Below are 17,136 nucleotides of genomic sequence, written 5' to 3' on the forward strand. Positions count from 1 at the left end.
GGCGACCCGCCCGCGGCGTTCCCGCCGCGGGCGCCCTCGTGGCGATTTCGGGCCCTCTCGGGCCGTTGCCCGCGTGCGACACTCGTTGACATGTTCGGTGTTATAGACCTTCCCACCTACCTCGCGGGCCTCGTCCTCATCGTCCTGCTCCCGGGCCCCAACTCCCTCTACGTGCTCTCCGTCGCCGCCCGGCGCGGGACCCGCGCCGGGTACACCGCCGCCGCGGGCGTGTGGTGCGGCGACACGGTGCTGATGACGCTGTCGGCGGCGGGCGTCGCCTCGCTGCTCCAGGGCAACGCCGTGCTGTTCGGGATCGTGAAGTTCGCCGGTGCCGGCTATCTGACCTGGCTCGCGGTCGGGATGCTGCGCGCGGCGCGGGCGACCTGGCGCCGCCGCCACGAGCGTGCCGAGCGGGACGCCGCGCCCGACGCGGGGCCGGCCGGTGAACGCCCCTACCGCAGGGCGCTCGTGGTCAGCCTGTTCAACCCGAAGGCGATCCTGTTCTTCGTCGCCTTCTTCGTGCAGTTCGTCGACCCCGGCTACGCGCACCCGGCGCTGTCGTTCGTGGTGCTCGGCGCCTTCGCCCAGTTCGCGAGCTTCCTCTACCTCAGCGCGCTGATCTTCGGCGGGACCCGGCTGGCCGCGGCCTTCCGCCGCCGCAAGCGCCTTTCGGCATGGGCCACTTCGGCGGCGGGCGCGCTCTTCCTGGGCTTCGCCGTGAAGCTGTCACTGGCCGGCTCGTAGCCCCGGTGCGCGGGGACCGCGCTCAGACCCCCGCACCGTCCGGCGCCACCGCCCCGGTCCGGGCCGCGTACCGGGCGAGCCCGTCCGGCGTGGCGCCGGCCCAGCCCACGTAGCCGTCGGGCCGGACCAGGTACACGCCGGGGCCGTAGGCCGTGCTCGCGGCCAGCCGGGCCGTCGGCAGGCCCAGTGGCGGCAGGGCGGTGTCCGTGCCGACGGTGAGCAGCGTCCAGTGCGGCCCGCGGAACACGTCGAAGAGACGGCCGCCGTCCGGGGTCGCGGCGTCCGGCGCCCGGTCGCCGGCGACGACGGGCCCGGCGCCGCCCGCGCGGGTCTCCTCGCTGAGCGACGACTGCGGGTAGCCGAGGCCCAGTTGACGGGTGGCGGCGCCCCGCCGCACCTCGCCGCGGTGCACGCCGGTCGAAATCCCCAGCATCCGGGCCGCGTTGGGCAGCCGCTCCTCCTCGTACGTGTCCAGCAGTGCGGCCGGGGCGCCCCCGCGCAGTACCGCGCCGAGCTTCCAGCCGAGGTTGTAGGCGTCCTGGACACTGGTGTTGAGGCCCTGGCCGCCGGCCGGGGAGTGCACGTGCGCGGCGTCCCCGGCGAGGAACACCCGGCCCACCCGGAAGCGGTCGGCGAGCGCGGCGCGCGGCCGGAAGTCCGAGGCCCAGCGCACCTCGGTGACGTCGTCGGCCGTCAAGTGGGTCCGGGCCGCGACGAGTCGGCGGATGTCGTCGAGCGACAGGCCGGGGGCGACGTCCTCCGGGAACCGCGCGACGAGCTGGAAGTGGGCGGTGCCCGCGAGCGGGCAGAGCGCCAGGAAGCCTCCGTCGCCCCCGTCGCCCCCGTCGTCCTGCGGCGGGAAGATGTGCCAGTTGTCGCGGTCGATGCCGGTCACCCCGACGTCCGCGACCAGCGTGGGCAGCGGGTCCAGCGTCTCGCCGGTCATCGCCACCCCGAGGCCGCGGCGCACGGCCGACCGCCCGCCGTCCGCGCCGACCGCGTACCGGGCGCGCACCGGCTCCCCGGCGGCGAAGCGCACCGTCACCCCGTCCGCGTCCTGCTCGACCCCGACCGCTTCGTGCCCGGTCGCGATCCGGCCGCCCAGTTCCCGCAGCCGCGCGGCGAGGATCTCCTGGGTGCGCCACTGCGGCACCATCCACGGTTCCAGGAACGGCGCACCGTCGTCCTCGGCGTCCTCGGGCGGGTCGAACATGCTGTGCTCGCCGAGCCGCTTCCCGTCCCGCCAGATCATGCCGACCGGGTACGGGCCGCCGGCCGCGCGGATCGCGTCGAGCACGCCGAGGTCGTCGAACACCTCCATCGTGCGCGGCTGCACGCCCTTGCCGCGCGAGCCCGGGAAGAGCCGGTCCCCGCGCTCCACCACCAGCGCGCGCACACCGCGCCGGGCCAGGTCCACGCCCAGTGCCAGGCCGGTCGGACCGGCGCCCACCACCAGGACGTCCAGCTCCGGTTCCGCGCCCCTGTTCTCGGCAGCCATCGCGCGCCCACCTCTCCTTAACGCTGTTAAGTTCCCGGGCTTCGAGAGTGGCCTTAACGCTGTTAAATTGTCAAGCGTGAGTACCGACCGCCGAACCCCCCTGGACCGCAAGCGCGTCGCGGACACCGCTCTGGCCCTGCTGAACGAGGTGGGCCTGGACGGTCTGTCGCTGCGTGCCATCGCCCGTGAACTGGACGTCAAGGCGCCCGCGTTGTACTGGCACTTCAAGGACAAGCAGGCGCTGCTCGACGAGATGGCGACCGAGATGTACCGGCGCATGGTCGAGGGCGCGCCGCCGCCGGCGGACGCGACGTGGCAGGAGCGACTGCTCACGTCCTGCCACGGGCTGCGCGCGGCGCTGCTCAGCTACCGCGACGGCGCGAAGGTGTACAGCGGCTCGCGCTTCACCGGCACCCTGCACGGCGTGGAGATGGAGGCGACGCTGCGGCTGTTCACCGGGTCGGGCTTCACCCTGGCCCAGTCGGTGCGCGCGACCAGCACCGCGTACCTGTACACGCTCGGGTTCGTCGCCGAGGAGCAGGGCGTACGGCCGCTGCCGGGGGAGCGGCGGCCCGGGTTCGACGTCGGGGAACGGGCGCGGCTGCTGGCCGACTTCCCGCTCACGGCGGCGGCCGGCGCGGACCTCTTCCAGGACTACGACCGGCTCTTCGAGGAGGGCCTGGCCATGGTCGTCGCCGGTGTCGAGGCGCGCTACCGGCCGGGCGCGGCCGCCGGGGAGTCCTGACCGGGGGCGGGCGGGGCGGCGGTCCGGGTGCCGCCGGGCGGCCCGGCCAGCGCGGTGCGCAGCAGCGGGGTGAGGCGCTTCTCGACGAGGCGGTGCAGGAGCCAGGCCAGCACCAGCATCGTGACCACGGTGAGCACGAACGTCGCCTTCGCGGGCACGTGCAGGCCGTGGTGCAGTTCGTGTATCACCACCCAGCCCAGGTGTTCGTGCACCAGGTAGAACGGGTACGTCAGGGCTCCCGCGACCGTGAGCCACCGCCAGTTCACGCGGTCCAGCACGCCGAGCGCCATCACCGCGACCGCCGCGAACCCGAAGGTCACCACGAGCACGATGCCGAGCGAACTCCGGTTGGAGAACGCGTCCGCCGACGGCGCGTGCCACAGGTCGCGCACCGCGAGGTGCTGGCCGATGAGCCAGCTCACCACCGTGATGCCCCAGCCGTGGACGTCGCGGTGGTCGCGGTGGACCAGGTAGAGACCGACCCCGCCGATGAAGAACGGCGCGTACTCGGGCATCAGCACCACGTCGAGCAGCGGCTGTCGGGCCGACACGGTGAGCACGGAGGCCAGGGTCCAACAGGCGCAGAACATGACCACCCGGCGCCGGGTCGCGCCCGGCAGCACGACGCACAGGGCGAACAGCGCGTAGAAGCGGATCTCCGCCCACAGCGTCCAGCAGACCCCGAGCACCCGGTCCACGCCCAGCGGCTGCTGGAACATGGTCAGGTTCACCAGCAGGTCGCTGGGCGAGACCGCCTCGTAGACCACCGCGGGCAGCGCGAACACCCCGGTCACCAGCAGCACGGCGGCCCAGTAGGCGGGCAGCAGCCGCGAGGCGCGCGAGGCGAAGAAGGAGCGCAGCGTCCGGCCCCAGCCGCTCATGCAGATGACGAAGCCGCTGATCACGAAGAAGACCTCGACGCCCAGGCAGCCGTACGCGAAGTACCCGTGCAGCGTGGGGAAGAGATGGGCGGCGGAGGTGCCCCAGGCGGTGGTGACGTCGCCGCCGCGGCCCCCGTAGTGGTACGCGGCCACCATCAGCGCGGCGACCAGCCGCAGGCCGTCCAGGGCGCGCAGCCGCGGCCTGGCGCCGGCCTTCCCGCCGCCGGACGGCCCCTCCCCGGACCGCGCGTCGGCGGTTCCGGCCGCGGGGCCTGTCTCGGGCGGCGGTTCGGCACGGAGCGCGGGGGACGGGTCGGCCTCACGCGTCGCTCCGGACGTGTCGATCACAGAATTCCCCTCGAAGGCCGACAGCCGGACCACAGCACGACAGCACGCTAAACCCGCCCGGGAGGGCCTCCGGCGTACCGGGTCAACGTTTCTCCCCGCGGCCCCTGTGAGTTCACCCGGGCGTCGCTTTCGCTTCCTACTTTTTCTCAACCTCCTCCTTACGTCGCAGTGAATCTCTTACCGAACGCTCTCGACCGAGCTCAATGCGGCGGCAAACCGACAGACCACGCATCAACCTGGAGTGGCATGACGAGCGTCCAGAACAGACGGGCACGTACGCGTGGAGGGGAGTTGGACGACTGCCTGCACGCCTGCGCCACGCACAGCGGCAAACTCGTGGGCAGCCTCGACAGGCGCCGCATCGATCTCGCCGAGAAACTCCGGCAGTTGCTCGTCGCGTGGAGCCTGGCCCCGGCCGCCGCCGCGCCCGACAAGGCCGCCGGTGCCACGGCGCTGCTCAAGCGCGCCGTGAAGGGCGCCGCGCCCGCCGCGCCGACCATCGGCAACGAACTCCTCGACGCCCTCCTCGCGGTCGGCAACAAGGCCCTGGACTGCGGCTACGACGACGAGTTGAACCTCGCCCTCGTGGTCAGCGACACCGTCCTCGCCCAGCGCAAGAACTCGCGCGCCGGATGGCGGCTGCGGGCCCGGCTGCTGGAGACCCTCGGGGACGAGAGCGGGGCCCTGGAGGCCTACGAGCGCTACCTGAAGCTCACCGACGACGACGGCTTCGGCGTCGGCGCCCGGATCACCGGCATGCGCGCGGCGGGCGCCAAGGAGCGGGAACTCCTCCGCGTCCTGCGCGAACAGTGCCCGCAGGCAACGGAGTTCGAGCGCGGACCGGCCACCGACGTGTGGGCCGAGGGGCTCGCCCTGCGCGCCGCGGGCGACGTCGAGGCCGCCGAGCCCCGGCTGGTGGGAGCGCTCCTCGCGCACGCCGCCGAGGACGCCCCGGTCAACGACCGCCAGGAACTGGTCGCCCAGTACCTCGACCTGCGCCGCCGGTCGGCCGGCGGCGACCCCGCCGCGCTCACCCGGCTCACCGGTGCCGTCGAGCTGTGGGCCGAGTACCGCAGGCTGCGGATGCGCGGTCCGGTCGCCGACCCCACCTTCGGCGGGGTGCAGTGGATGAGTCTGGGCGAGTTCCGCAACCAGATCACCGGCAAGTCGATCTGTCTGATCGCCAACTCCGGCCGCGTGAGCGCCAGTTCCATGGGCGCCGACATCGACGCCTACGACCTGGTGGTGCGCTTCAACTCGTACCGCATCGACCCGAGGCACACCGGCAGCCGCACGGACATCCACGCCACCATCCACAAGCACGGGTTCAACTGGGACCAACGGGTCACCACCCGCCTCGTGTTCGGCGGCATCTCCGGCGACTGGAAGCACTCGCTGCGCAACCGCCTGGTGCCCGGCGCGCAGCAGTACCTCGGCGACGAGTCGCTGCGCTGGCCCGTGCGCAACATCGGCCGGCTCGGCAACGAGCAGTGGAGCTCGATCCCGACCAGCGGGTTCAACATGCTGTTCCTGCTGGACTTCCTGGACGTCAGCCCGACCCTCGACCTGATCGGCTTCGACTTCTACGAGAGCGGCGCGTACCGCATGCCCGCCGCGATGAAGATGCCCATCACCTCCGTGCACGAATACACCAGCGAGAAGGAATGGGTCATGCAGCGTGCGCAGAGCGTGACCGACATGAGGATATCCCTGCGATGACCACGACCTCCCCGTCCCCCGCCGCCCTCGCGCCGGCCGCCGACTCCGCCGCCGCGCTCACCGGCAAGCGCCGGATCGCCTTCGCGAGCTTCGTCGACGAGAACTACCTGCCCGGCTTCCTGGTGCTGCTGCGCAGCCTCGCGCTGACCAACCCGGGCGTGTGCGAGGACTTCGTGGTCCTCCACGACGACCTCCGGCCCTCCTCGATCGCCGCCATCCGAGCCCTGCACCCGCGCATCGTGCTGCACCGCGTGGGGGCCGACCGCTACGACGGCTACGTCAAGGGCGACCAGGACAACTACCTCGTCCGCAAGGCCTACTTCATCCTCGACGTCTTCCGGCTGCGCGGCTACGACACGGTCATCACCCTGGACACCGACATGGTGGTCCTCGACCGTCTGGACGAACTGCTCGCCCTGCGCGAGGGACTGGCCGCCGTCCCGCAGTTCTTCTACGGCCAGCACAAGCTGAACTCGGGCCTGCTGGTCATCCAGCGCGAGTACCTCAGCGACGAGTTCTGCGACCGGATCGACACCGTCGGCCGCGCCGGCACCTACGAGCTGGACAAGCACGACCAGGGCATCCTGAACGCCGTCCTCGACGGCGGCTTCGTGCGTCTCGACCCGCGCTTCAACTTCGTCAAGCGGCGCCTCTCCGGTGACCTCCCGGTGCCCGACGACACCGCGATCCTGCACTTCACCGGGCGTCACAAGCCCTGGCAGGGCGGCGAGGCCGGTTACGCGCAGGCCGAGGACCGCTGGCGCGAGTACGAGCTGACCGACGCCGAGTTCCACGCGGCGTACCTGGGGCGCCCCGGCACCCTCCACCACGACCTGCTCGTGCACTACGGCACCCCGCACGTCGCCCGCACCGGCGACCTGGACGCCGCCCGCCGGGTCGCCCTCGCGCACATCGGCGCCGGCGAGTACCAGGAGGCCGTGGAGATCCTGGAGAAGGTCCACGTCCCGGTCGGCGAGGCATGGCCGCACGAGGTGCTCGGCCACGCCCTGTCCAGCGTGTCCCGCTACGAGGAGGCGAAGACCGAACTGCTCCTCGCCACCGCCGCGCCCAACCGTGCCGCCACCGCCTACGCCCGGCTCGCCCAGATCGCCTGGGTGCACGGCGAGAACGCCGAGGCGCTGCGGTACGCGACGGCCGGCCTGACCGTCGACCCCACGCACCGCTCCTCGCGGCTGTGGGCGCAGCGTGCGGCGTCCGTCCCGGCCCAGGAACTGGGCGCCCCCGAGGACCAGTTGGCGCACGTCGCCTTCTACATGGACCGACAGGGCAACGCGGGCGACAAGCTGCTCCCGGAGACCGTGCGGCTCGGCTTCGGCCCCGACACGTCCTCGCGCCGCTGGCACCCCGTGCACGCCCACCGCCTCTTCGACGAGGCCGCGCTCGACCGGGTCAACTCCCGGCGCGGGCTGGTCATCGGCGGTGGCGGCCTGTTCATCCCGGACACCATGCCGAACGGCAACAGCGCCTGGCAGTGGAACGTCCCGGACCGTCTGCTGAACCGCATCGACGTGCCGATCGCGGTGTACGCCGTCGGCTTCAACGCCTTCGACGGGCAGTCCTACCGGGCCGGCCGCTTCCGCGAGTCGCTGCGCCAACTCGTCGAGCATTCCTCGTTCTTCGGGCTGCGCAACCACGGCTCGATCGACAAGGTGCGCTCCATGCTCCCCGCGCACCTGCACGACAAGGTGCGCTTCCAGCCCTGCCCCACCACCGTCACGCGGCAGCTCGTCGCCGGCTGGCGGGACCCGGCGGTCCGCGACGACACCATTCTGATCAACGCCGCGTACGACCGCGCGGGACTGCGCTTCGGCCACGACTACGACTACTTCCTGGCGCAGATGGCCGACGCGGTGAAGCGGCTGGGCTCGCTGGCGGAGGTGCAGTGCGTCGCCCACTCGCTGGACGACGAGCGGATCGCCTTCGACCTGCGGCGCGAGCACGGCATCTCGATGCCCGTCATCCCGATGTACGACTTCGAGAACGACGAGATCCGCGACCTGTACGCGCGGACCAAGCTGGTCATCGGCATGCGCGGCCACGCGGGCATGATCCCGTTCGGTTGCGGGACCCCGATCGTCAGCCTGATCTCGCACCCGAAGATGGCGTACTTCCTGCGTGACATCGACCGGCCCGAGTGGGGTGTCTCGGTGCACGACCGCCACCTCGCGGACCGGCTCGTGGAGCGCTCCCGGGACCTGCTCGCCGACCACGCGGCGACCGTCGCCGACGTGCACGGCCGTCAGCAGGAGCTGTGGAAGGTCACCGAGGCGAACGCCGCCGACCTGCGCGTCATCATGGGCGGCTGAGTCCGTCCTCGCGTCACGCGTTCGCCCCCGCGGTCCAGGACCGCGGGGGCGAACGCGCCGGGCCCGTGCCCGGCCGGCACCCGTCTCCGCTCAGCGGCGGGCCGCCCTCCCGGCGAGCCGGCTGAACCGCCTGGCCAACGGGCCCCGCTGCGCGCCGCGTTCCTCGCTGTACGCCTTCTCGATCTGGCGGAAGTGGTCGGCGCGGGTGCGCGCCAGGTACTCGTCGCGGGCCATCGGCTTGGCGATCCGCCACGCGTCGCGGTGCCGCCCGTCGTAGTGCGCGACGTACGCCTTGGCCAGCTCCAGCACCGACTTGAACGGGATGCCGCCGGTGTGGTCGCGGTCCACGCGCTCCTGCACGGCGGAGATCAGCGCCAGCTTCTCCTCGTACGCGAAGGAGTCCTCGGATATCGCGGTGAGCACCTCCCGCGGCACCGGCCGGGTCACCTCGAAGGCGAGCGTGGAGCGGATCGGGGGACCCGACAGCTCGATGTACGGCAGCAGCGCGCCGGTGCTGTAGTGCAGCCACGGCAGCCGGGGGCCCGCGAAGTCCTGGTGCAGCACGACCGATCCGGGCCGCACCCGGCTCAGGAACCGCTCCGAGACGCAGCGGTGGACGCGGGCCGTCTTGGCCATGTCGATGTGCAGGAACTCCACCGGGCTCAGGTCCTCGGGGTCCGAGGTGCGCCAGATGTCGCCCGCGTGGATCTCCATGAACGGCAGGAACGGCGACAGCCGTTCGCGGAAGTCCTCCAGGAAGGAGTTGTCGTCCTCGGGCTTGGCCCCGGAGGTGAAGAACTTCTCCGTCGCGAAGGTGCCCCTGCCCACCCGGAAGAAGTCGTAGGCGTGCAGCCGGCCCGTGCGGCGGTCGAAGACGGGGCTCTCGCTGAGCCCGAGGGCGAGCGCGTACGTCGATCCGCCGCCGCCCGAACCCAGTTCGACCAGCCGGTCCTTGCCCGCGAGGTGGTGGCGGCCCAGCAGGTAGAGGAAGCGCAGCTCCCACTCGCTCACCTGGGTGTAGGGCAGGTTGTCCGGCAGTTCCACGTCGTCGAGGAGCGGATAGAGCCGGGCGAGGTGCGTCATGGATGCCTCACGGGGTTGTCGGAGCCTGGCGTGTTCCGTTGGTCAACTCCCCTGAGATACCAGGGAAATCAGAGCGCTTTCATGGCGTTCTCTTTCGTTTCCCTCACTCTTCGGCCGCGTGTTCCCCCGCCGTCACCCGAACCGACGGCAACGGCCGCGGACGGCCCCGTGGCCGTCCGCGGCCGTTGCCGCGGTTCCCGCTCCCGTCCGGGTCAGCGGCCCACCGCCTTGCGCAGCGCCCGTGCCCGGCGCACCACGCGGCGGGCCGTCGCGCTGCGCGGCAGGAACGAGAGCTGCGCCGGGATCCCGCCCGGCAGGCCCAGCGACGTGAGCCGCTTGCGCTTGAAGTAGCGCAGGGTGTGGTCGTTCAGCCGGGCCGTCAGGTACGCGACGGCCTCCGGGCGCAGCCGGTGCAGCACCCTCGGCTGCATCGCGAACCCGACCGTGCGCACCAGCGCCGCCAGGTCCGGGGTCGGCATGCCCGGCCGCCGCGCGGTCACCGCCGCCGCGTCCGCCAGGTCGGGCAGCAGGGCGTCCACCACGGTCACCGGCACGCGGTTGCTGTTCTCGAACGGCGACAGCCGGTCGAGCAGGACGTCCGTGCCGACCCGGGCCACCGGCAGCCCGTACAGCGCCGACGCGGTGAGCAGCGCCGTGGAGAAGCAGCCCACGACCAGCGCGGGCCGCATGCGCTGGTACAGCACCTCGGCGAGCACCGGGGTGTCCAGCACCGTGAGGTCCACGCCCAGCGCCTCCGCGCGCTCCTCCAGCGTGCGCGAGTAGCGGGCGGGCGCGGTGGGATGCGGCTTGAAGACCACCGTGCGGTGGCCCAGCGCGAGGGCCCCCTCCAGCATCCGTACGTGCAGGTCCTCCTCCTGCTCCACGGTGAGGATGTTGAGGGCCGACAGGTACTGGCCGAGCAGCAGCGCCGGTGCCTCGACGAGCGGCAACCCGTCGGCGGTGTCGGAGAGTTCGGCGAGCGTCTTGACGAAGGCGTCCGTCGGCACGATCTCCGGCTCCACGCCGAACTCGGTCAGCAGCAGCGGCACCAGCCCCGGTACGAGGTCCAGGTGCAGCAGCCGGTCGATCCGGGAACCGACCAGCGGGTCGATCTTGTTGCGGGTGGGGCCGTAACTCATCAGGCCGTCCGCGTAGACCGTCACGGGGGCGCCCGTGAACATCTGCGTGACGCCGAGCGCCGGGTTGACCTGGATCGACTCCACGGCCACCTGGACGTCGTCGTCACCGATGCGCCACGCGAGGCGCAAGTACCGTTCCCAGAGCGGGAGATCCTCCGCCCGCGGGGCCCAGCCGCCCGGGTGGAAGGGGAAGAACGTCTCGTTCCACGAGACCACCTCGTCGAACCGTCCGCGCAGCCGGTCGAACCCCGGCATCCCGTCCACCGCGGGCGTCGTCTCCGGGGTCGCCGCGTTGTTGCAGACGAGCAGGATCCGCCGGTCGGCCGGCGGGAAGCAGTCGGCGTCGATCGCCGCCGCGAGCGTGGCGGTGCCGTACAGCGTCGACACCTGGAAGATCTGAGTCGTCACGCGGCCGCTCCCGCGCCGGCGGGGCGGCGGCGCAGCCGGCGCAGCCGGGTCGCGCGCTGGACGTCCATCGAGGCCAGCGCCTCGTCCAGCACGTCCTGCGGCATGCGCCGCAGCGCCGTCGCGGACCGGGACTTCAGCTGTTTCGCCACCGCCGGCTCGAACCTTTCGATGGAACCCAGATGATGGGAAATGATCGCGCAATACGTGCGCACCGCCTTGGGCAGCAGGGTTTTCGCGTCGCGGTCCTGCGCCGTTTCGTCGATCACCTGGTCGAATGCCCGAAGGAAATCGAGCTGGCGTACGTCGCCGATCTGCGTGAGGGACGAGGCGACACCGCGCCGGTAGAAAACACCCAGCAGCGCGGTGGCCGCGAAGGACTCCGCCTCGCGGTGCAGTTTCCAGATCCACGGCCGGTCCTCGGCCGTGCGCAGCCCGTCGGTGAAATGCAGCAGCCCGCGGTCGAGCAGCCGCCGGTGGTAGATGCCGGCCCACGCGTAGGCGTAGTCGACCGAGGTGGAGCGGTCCACCGGCAGGATCGCCCGCCGCGGGTCGGCGACCACGTCGCGGCGGCCGTGCGGCACCCGGTGCACGGTGCGGGCCCTGCCGGTGCACTGCACGTGGTCGGTGCGCACGAAGTCGCACCCCAGCCCCTCTATGACCGCGAGCAGGCGCGGCAGGTAGCCGGGGGCGAGCCAGTCGTCACCGTCGAGGAACGTGACGTACTCGCCGCGCGCCCGGTCGATACCGGTGTTGCGCGCGGTCGCCAGCCCCTCGTTCCGTTCGTGTCTGATCACCACCGCACCGGGCAGCTCGCGCTCCGCGCGCGCGAGGATGTCCGGGGTCCCGTCGCGGGAGCAGTCGTCGACGAGAATGAATTCGAAGTTGTCGCGCGCGTTCGCCCGGAGACTTCTGAGGGTGTCCGGCGCGTATTGCTGCACGTTGTAGAACGGCACGATGACGGAGAGCTTGAGCACCCGGCCGACGTTAGGGGGCGCCCCGGCATTCGTCTTTACCGATGGTTTGATACGAGGTGAACTCGACGTGGCGATGACGTGAACCAGGTTCTTTCGGACCTGTTCGAGTGCCCCAACAGCCAATCGGCGATGTGCTGTTAACCCGTTGTTGTATTCGGGTTGGGCCGAACCACGGAATCACTTCCTAACGTCTGTCGTGTGCCAGCAAGTGCAACGAAGTCCCTCAGGATCGCCGTTCTCGCGGATTCCGACACCCGGTGGAAATGGGGCGCGCTCACCGCGAACCGTATCGCTCCGGACGCGTCGGACGTCCGCCTCGACGGCTACCTCCTGCGGGGCCGGTCCACCCCCACCGCCCGCCAGCTCGACGAGGTTGGCGTCCGCGCCGACTCGCTCGGCGAGGTGACCGCCGTCGAGTTCCTGCGCGTCATGGCGCGGGAGTCCTACGACATCGTGGTCCTCGCCCTCGTCGGCGGCGGCGTGCAGGCCGTCCTGCACGGCCTGCGCAACATCTGGGCGGACCGGCGGCAGCGCCCCGTCGTCGTCACCGGCTACGTCGGCGTCGTCTACGAGAAGCTCGCCGACGGCCTGCTGCTGCGGCACGGCGCGGACCTCGTCCTCGCCAACTCCCGCCAGGACGCGGACCGGTTCCGCGACGTGTACGAAGGAGTCGGCGCCGACGCGTCCTCGGTCACCGAGGTCGCCCTGCCGTTCCTCGGCGGAGCGCCCCGCACCGCCGAACACGACCCGTACACCGTGGTGTTCGCGGCCCAGCCCTCCGTGCCGGAGAACCGCCGGGACCGCACGTACCTGCTGGACCGGCTGATCGGCCACGCCCGGCTGCACCCCGGCCGCGAGGTGCTGCTGAAGCTGCGCTCACGGCCCGGCGAACACACCACGCACATCGAGGAGTTGCCCTACCAGAAGCTGGCGGAACGGGCCGGCCTGCCGCCCAACCTCCGCCTGGTCTACGGCCACATGGGCGAGGTGCTGGACCGCACCGACCTGCTCGTCACCGTCAGCTCCACCGCGGCCCTCGAATCCCTGCACCGGCGCGTCCCCACCGTCGTCCTGACCGACCTCGGGGTGCGCGAGGCACTCGGCAACCACCACTTCGTGGGCTCCGGCTGCCTCGCCTCCTGGGACCAGCTGGACGCCGGACACACCCCGTCGCCCGACCCGGAGTGGGTGGAGCGCCAGGGCGTCGCCGCCGGGGCCGGCACCTACGAGGCCGCCTTCGACGCCGCCCGCGCCCGCATCACCAAGCTGCTCGACCGCCCCGGCGGCCTGCCGCCGCTGACCCCCTACTACACGTCCACCACCGCCCCCGGATACCTGCCCGGCATCCTCGCCCGCCACCACCTCGGCCCCGACGGCGCCCCGCTGCCGGGCGCGCCCGCGGCCGACCGGCAGCCCGGACCCGTCCGGCAGATCGTGCGCCGCGCGGCCCGGGGCGCGTACCGCCACGGCGTGCAGCGCGTGGCGCCCGTGATCCGGCGGATGGGCGAACTGTGAGCGACCCACGGCGCGAGGCGGCGGTGGACGACCGCCCGCCCCCGCGCACCGTGCCGGCCGCCGCGCCGGTGCCCTCCCGAGGAACGCCTTCCCGAGGAACCCAAGGAGTCCAGTCCATGTCCGAGCCCGAAGCGGGATCCGGCGCCGCCGTGCGCCGCGTCCTCGCCGTGATCCCCGCACGGGGCGGGTCGAAGGGCGTCCCCGCCAAGAACCTTGCCGCCGTCGGCGGTGTGCCGCTGGTGGCCCGCGCCGTGCGCGAGTGCCGCGCGACCCGCCTGGTGACCGACGTCGTCGTCTCCACCGACGACCGGGCCATCGCCGCGGCCGCCCGCCGGGCCGGCGCCGAGGTCGTCCTGCGGCCCCCGGCCATCGCCGGCGACACCGCCACCTCCGAGGCCGCCGTCCTGCACGCCATGGACGCCCACGAGGCCCTGCACGGCGCCCCGGTGGACGTCGTCCTGCTCGTGCAGTGCACCAGCCCCTTCCTGGTCCGCGAGGACGTCGAGCGGGTCGCCTCCGCCGTCGCCGAGCACGGCGCCGACACCGCCGTGACCGTCGCGCCCTTCCACGGCTTCGTGTGGCGCGACGGCGACGACGAGCCCGCCGGGCAGGCCGCCCCGGCCGCCGCCGCGGCGGCCGGTTCCACCGGCACGACGACCGCCCTCGCGGACACCGCGGCACCGGCCGGCGGCTACGGCGTCAACCACGACAAGTCGTTCCGCCCGCGCCGCCAGGACCGCCCGCAGGACCTGCTGGAGACCGGCGCCGCCTACGCGATGGACGCCCCCGGCTTCCGCGTGCACGGCCACCGCTTCTTCGGCCGCACCGAACTCGTGCGCACCGACCCGGCCCGCGTGCTGGAGATCGACGACCCGCACGACCTGGCCCGCGCCCGCGCGCTGGCCCCCCTCTTCGACGCGGACCAGCCCGGTTCGCTGCCGACCGCCGACGACATCGACGCGGTCGTACTGGACTTCGACGGCACCCAGACCGACGACCGGGTGCTGATCGACTCCGAAGGACGGGAGATCGTCTCCGTGCACCGCGGGGACGGCCTCGGCATCGCGGCCCTGCGCAGGTCGGGGCTGAAGCTGCTGATCCTGTCCACGGAACAGAACCCGGTCGTCGCCGCCCGTGCCCGGAAGCTGAACCTCCCGGTCCTGCACGGCGTCGACCGCAAGGACCTCGCCCTGAAGCAGTGGTGCGAGGAGCAGGGCATCGCGCCCGAGCGCGTGCTCTACGTCGGCAACGACGTCAACGACCTCCCGTGCTTCGCCCTCGCCGGCTGGCCCGTGGCGGTCGCGAACGCCCACGACGCCGTACGTGGCGCCGCACGCGCTGTCACCACCGTCCGCGGTGGCGACGGCGCGATCCGAGAGATCGCCAGCTGGATCCTCGGCCCCTCTCTCGATTCCCTCACCAGTTAAGGAAACCCACCCCCATGAGCAACAACTCCCGCCAGCGCCAGTTCGGTTCGCGTCCCGTGGGCCCCGGCCACCCCGTCTACGTGACCGGTGAGATCGGCATCAACCACAACGGCGACATCGAGAACGCGTTCAAGCTGATCGACGCCGCCGCCGAGGCCGGCTGCGACGCCGTCAAGTTCCAGAAGCGCACCCCGGAGATCTGCACCCCGCGCGACCAGTGGGACATCGAGCGCGACACCCCCTGGGGCCGGATGACGTACATCGACTACCGCCACCGCGTGGAGTTCGGCGAGGACGAGTACCGCCGCATCGACGCGTACTGCAAGGAGAAGGGGATCGCCTGGTTCGCCTCCCCGTGGGACACCGAGGCCGTCGCCTTCCTGGAGAAGTTCGACCTGCCCGCCCACAAGGTGGCCTCCGCCTCCCTGACCGACGACGAGCTGCTGCGCGCCCTGCGCGACACCGGCCGCACGGTCATCCTCTCCACCGGCATGTCCACCCCGAAGCAGATCCGCCACGCGGTCGAGGTCCTCGGCTCGGACAACATCCTGATGTGCCACGCCACGTCGACCTACCCGGCGCAGGCCGAGGAGCTCAACCTCCGGGTCATCAACACCCTCCAGGCCGAGTTCCCGAACGTGCCGATCGGCTACTCCGGCCACGAGACGGGCCTGCAGACCACGCTGGCCGCGGTCGCCCTCGGCGCCGTCTTCGTCGAGCGCCACATCACCCTCGACCGCGCGATGTGGGGCTCCGACCAGGCCGCCTCCGTCGAGCCGCAGGGCCTGACCCGGCTGGTCCGCGACATCCGCACCATCGAGGCCTCCCTCGGCGACGGCGTCAAGAAGGTCTACGACTCCGAGATCGGCCCCATGAAGAAGCTGCGCCGCGTCCAGGGCGTCGTGGCCGAGGCCGAGATCGCCGCCGCGGCCGGCGAGCCGGTCACGGTCTGACCGCCCCGCTCCCCAAGTCCCCCCACGCCGCCTTACGACGGGACGGTCGTACGTCGATGAGCCCCCGCGCCGGGTCCGCCGGCTCCCGCACTCTCGCCTTCGTCGAGAGCCCGGTACAACTGCTGAACGTGCTGGAGTGGGCGCACGCGCACGCCCTGCGGGACCCGGCCCCGGCCGGGCCGACTCCCCTGCCCGGCAAGGGGGTCGACCCGTCCGGAAGCGGCGCGGGACTCACCCTCGTCGTCCTGTCGCCCACCGACCCGATGACCCGCGGACAGCTGCGCCGCATGGCCGAACTCGCCCGCGAGGAGGGCCACGAGGTCCGCTGGGAGGAGGCGCGGGGCGGCACCGCGGCCCCGTTCCACACCATCGGCGGCCTCGCCCCGCTGCTGCGCCGCGCGGAGCGGGTCGTCATGGGGGACCCGTTCTCCCGTTACGTACAGCTCCTTCTGACGATCACCCGCGCGAACGACCTGGTCGTCGTGGACGACGGCACCGCGACCATGGAGTTCGTCGCCCAACTCGCGCGCGGGGAACGCCTGGTGCGCTGGCACCGCAAGGGCGGCCGGCCCGGCCCGCGCGACCTGGTCTTCGCCCCGGTCTCCTCCTCGGCCCGCCGCAGGCTGACGCCGCGCGAGGGACGCCGCGTCGAGGTCTTCTCCTCGATGCCGATCGAGGAGAGGCCCGAGGGCGTCACGGTCACCGAGAACACCTTCGCCTGGACGCGGGAGCGCTTCGGGCCGCCGCGCATCACCAAGGGCGCCGACATGGTGGGCACTTCGCTCGTCGAGACGGGCGTGGTGGACGGCGACCGCTACCTCGAAGCGGTCCGCTCCCTGGCCAAGGCCCATGGCGCGACCCGCTACTTCGCCCACCGCCGCGAGGCCACGGAGAAGCTGCACCGCCTGGCGGTGGAGACGGGCCTGGAGATCGTCCGCCCGGACCTGCCCCTGGAACTGATCGCCCGCCGCGGCCCCATCGGCCGCACCGTGCTGAGCTTCCCCTCGACGGTCGTCCACACCCTCCCGCTGGCCCTGGCCGGCACGGAGGTCCGCGTGGCGGTCTGCGACATCGACCCCACCTGGCTCACGGCCACGGCGTCCCCCCGGGCGGAGGGCTTCCTGTCGGGAGTGACGGGAACGGCACGGGACGTGCAGCGGCTGACGCGGGTCGCGGGGCCGGAGGCCGCGGTCTGAGGCAGGCGGCGGTCCGCGGCCGGGGGCGGTCCGAGCGGGCCCGCCCCTTTCGATACGGATCACATGTGACCGAACACGCCCATGTTGGTGAGCTGACAGTAAGATAACCTTCCCTTCGCCTTACGGTTTCCTGGCCTTTGCCGGGCGCCGGGCCACCGGACATATCGGTCCGGTCCAGC

13 protein-coding genes are annotated in these 17,136 nt (G+C 72.4%); 8 read left to right on the plus strand and 5 right to left on the minus strand.

Annotated elements, in window-relative coordinates:
- The first annotated feature begins 90 nt into the window (after nucleotides 1-90).
- Nucleotides 91-744, plus strand: coding sequence for a leucine efflux protein LeuE (gene leuE / locus ACFZA0_RS23170; protein ID WP_391020074.1), 654 nt, complete (start codon nucleotides 91-93; stop codon nucleotides 742-744).
- A 22-nt stretch (nucleotides 745-766) separates the two neighbouring features.
- Here leuE and ACFZA0_RS23175 read toward each other — a convergent pair whose 3' ends face one another.
- Nucleotides 767-2,242 carry an FAD-dependent monooxygenase gene (locus ACFZA0_RS23175; protein ID WP_391020077.1) on the minus strand — a complete coding sequence of 492 codons (1,476 nt, stop codon included), beginning with the start codon at nucleotides 2,240-2,242 and terminating at the stop codon, nucleotides 767-769.
- A 76-nt stretch (nucleotides 2,243-2,318) separates the two neighbouring features.
- Between ACFZA0_RS23175 and ACFZA0_RS23180 the strand changes: the two genes are divergently transcribed.
- Nucleotides 2,319-2,987 carry a TetR/AcrR family transcriptional regulator C-terminal domain-containing protein gene (locus ACFZA0_RS23180; protein ID WP_391020080.1) on the plus strand — a complete coding sequence of 223 codons (669 nt, stop codon included), beginning with the start codon at nucleotides 2,319-2,321 and terminating at the stop codon, nucleotides 2,985-2,987.
- Here the strand turns inward: ACFZA0_RS23180 and ACFZA0_RS23185 are convergent.
- Entirely contained in the window at nucleotides 2,954-4,216 is a 1,263-nt protein-coding gene (locus ACFZA0_RS23185; protein ID WP_391020083.1) for an acyltransferase family protein, read from the minus strand. The two genes, ACFZA0_RS23180 and ACFZA0_RS23185, sit on opposite strands and share 34 nt — an antisense overlap.
- Nucleotides 4,217-4,462: 246 nt before the next feature.
- Here ACFZA0_RS23185 and ACFZA0_RS23190 point away from each other — a divergent pair, with 246 nt between their 5' ends.
- Nucleotides 4,463-5,935: a glycosyltransferase family 29 protein gene (locus ACFZA0_RS23190; protein ID WP_391020085.1), complete on the plus strand. Its 1,473-nt coding sequence runs from the start codon at nucleotides 4,463-4,465 to the stop codon at nucleotides 5,933-5,935.
- Nucleotides 5,932-8,262 carry a glycosyltransferase gene (locus ACFZA0_RS23195; protein ID WP_391020087.1) on the plus strand — a complete coding sequence of 777 codons (2,331 nt, stop codon included), beginning with the start codon at nucleotides 5,932-5,934 and terminating at the stop codon, nucleotides 8,260-8,262. The genes ACFZA0_RS23190 and ACFZA0_RS23195 overlap by 4 nt, the downstream gene beginning before the upstream one ends.
- 90 nt (nucleotides 8,263-8,352) lie before the next feature.
- Here ACFZA0_RS23195 and ACFZA0_RS23200 read toward each other — a convergent pair whose 3' ends face one another.
- The 3 genes from ACFZA0_RS23200 to ACFZA0_RS23210 all read right to left on the minus strand — a co-directional run bounded on the left by ACFZA0_RS23200 (nucleotide 8,353) and on the right by ACFZA0_RS23210 (nucleotide 11,866).
- Nucleotides 8,353-9,345 (minus strand): hypothetical protein, encoded by a 993-nt coding sequence (locus ACFZA0_RS23200; RefSeq protein ID WP_391020090.1) that lies wholly within the window; start codon nucleotides 9,343-9,345, stop codon nucleotides 8,353-8,355.
- A gap of 212 nt (nucleotides 9,346-9,557) precedes the next feature.
- The gene (locus tag ACFZA0_RS23205; protein ID WP_391020093.1) at nucleotides 9,558-10,892 is read right to left on the minus strand and encodes a polysialyltransferase family glycosyltransferase; all 1,335 of its coding nucleotides are present in this window, start codon (nucleotides 10,890-10,892) and stop codon (nucleotides 9,558-9,560) included.
- Nucleotides 10,889-11,866 carry a glycosyltransferase gene (locus ACFZA0_RS23210; protein ID WP_391020096.1) on the minus strand — a complete coding sequence of 326 codons (978 nt, stop codon included), beginning with the start codon at nucleotides 11,864-11,866 and terminating at the stop codon, nucleotides 10,889-10,891. The genes ACFZA0_RS23205 and ACFZA0_RS23210 overlap by 4 nt, the downstream gene beginning before the upstream one ends.
- A 198-nt stretch (nucleotides 11,867-12,064) precedes the next feature.
- Between ACFZA0_RS23210 and ACFZA0_RS23215 the strand changes: the two genes are divergently transcribed.
- The 4 genes from ACFZA0_RS23215 to ACFZA0_RS23230 all read left to right on the plus strand — a co-directional run bounded on the left by ACFZA0_RS23215 (nucleotide 12,065) and on the right by ACFZA0_RS23230 (nucleotide 16,957).
- Entirely contained in the window at nucleotides 12,065-13,381 is a 1,317-nt protein-coding gene (locus ACFZA0_RS23215; RefSeq protein WP_391020099.1) for a DUF6716 putative glycosyltransferase, read from the plus strand.
- A gap of 116 nt (nucleotides 13,382-13,497) precedes the next feature.
- On the plus strand, nucleotides 13,498-14,808 hold the full coding sequence (locus ACFZA0_RS23220) for a cytidylyltransferase domain-containing protein (RefSeq protein WP_391020102.1): 1,311 nt from the start codon (nucleotides 13,498-13,500) through the stop codon (nucleotides 14,806-14,808).
- 14 nt (nucleotides 14,809-14,822) lie between these two features.
- Nucleotides 14,823-15,761, plus strand: a complete 939-nt coding sequence (locus ACFZA0_RS23225) for an N-acetylneuraminate synthase family protein (RefSeq protein ID WP_391020105.1) — start codon at nucleotides 14,823-14,825, stop codon at nucleotides 15,759-15,761.
- 56 nt (nucleotides 15,762-15,817) lie between these two features.
- On the plus strand, nucleotides 15,818-16,957 hold the full coding sequence (locus ACFZA0_RS23230; RefSeq protein WP_391020108.1) for a hypothetical protein: 1,140 nt from the start codon (nucleotides 15,818-15,820) through the stop codon (nucleotides 16,955-16,957).
- Nucleotides 16,958-17,136 lie beyond the last annotated feature (179 nt).

Source organism: Streptomyces sp. NPDC008150 (genome assembly GCF_042956945.1).
GTDB lineage: Bacteria > Actinomycetota > Actinomycetes > Streptomycetales > Streptomycetaceae > Streptomyces.

What these genes read in the sequence shown, in the direction of transcription:
- ACFZA0_RS23230 (WP_391020108.1), top strand. Translation starts at nt 15,818, where the DNA reads ATGAGCCCCCGCGCCGGGTCCGCCGGCTCCCGCACTCTCGCCTTCGTC.
- leuE (WP_391020074.1), top strand. Translation starts at nt 91, where the DNA reads ATGTTCGGTGTTATAGACCTTCCCACCTACCTCGCGGGCCTCGTCCTC.
- ACFZA0_RS23190 (WP_391020085.1), top strand. Translation starts at nt 4,463, where the DNA reads ATGACGAGCGTCCAGAACAGACGGGCACGTACGCGTGGAGGGGAGTTG.
- ACFZA0_RS23200 (WP_391020090.1), bottom strand. Translation starts at nt 9,345, where the DNA reads ATGACGCACCTCGCCCGGCTCTATCCGCTCCTCGACGACGTGGAACTG.
- ACFZA0_RS23195 (WP_391020087.1), top strand. Translation starts at nt 5,932, where the DNA reads ATGACCACGACCTCCCCGTCCCCCGCCGCCCTCGCGCCGGCCGCCGAC.
- ACFZA0_RS23175 (WP_391020077.1), bottom strand. Translation starts at nt 2,242, where the DNA reads ATGGCTGCCGAGAACAGGGGCGCGGAACCGGAGCTGGACGTCCTGGTG.
- ACFZA0_RS23225 (WP_391020105.1), top strand. Translation starts at nt 14,823, where the DNA reads ATGAGCAACAACTCCCGCCAGCGCCAGTTCGGTTCGCGTCCCGTGGGC.
- ACFZA0_RS23220 (WP_391020102.1), top strand. Translation starts at nt 13,498, where the DNA reads ATGTCCGAGCCCGAAGCGGGATCCGGCGCCGCCGTGCGCCGCGTCCTC.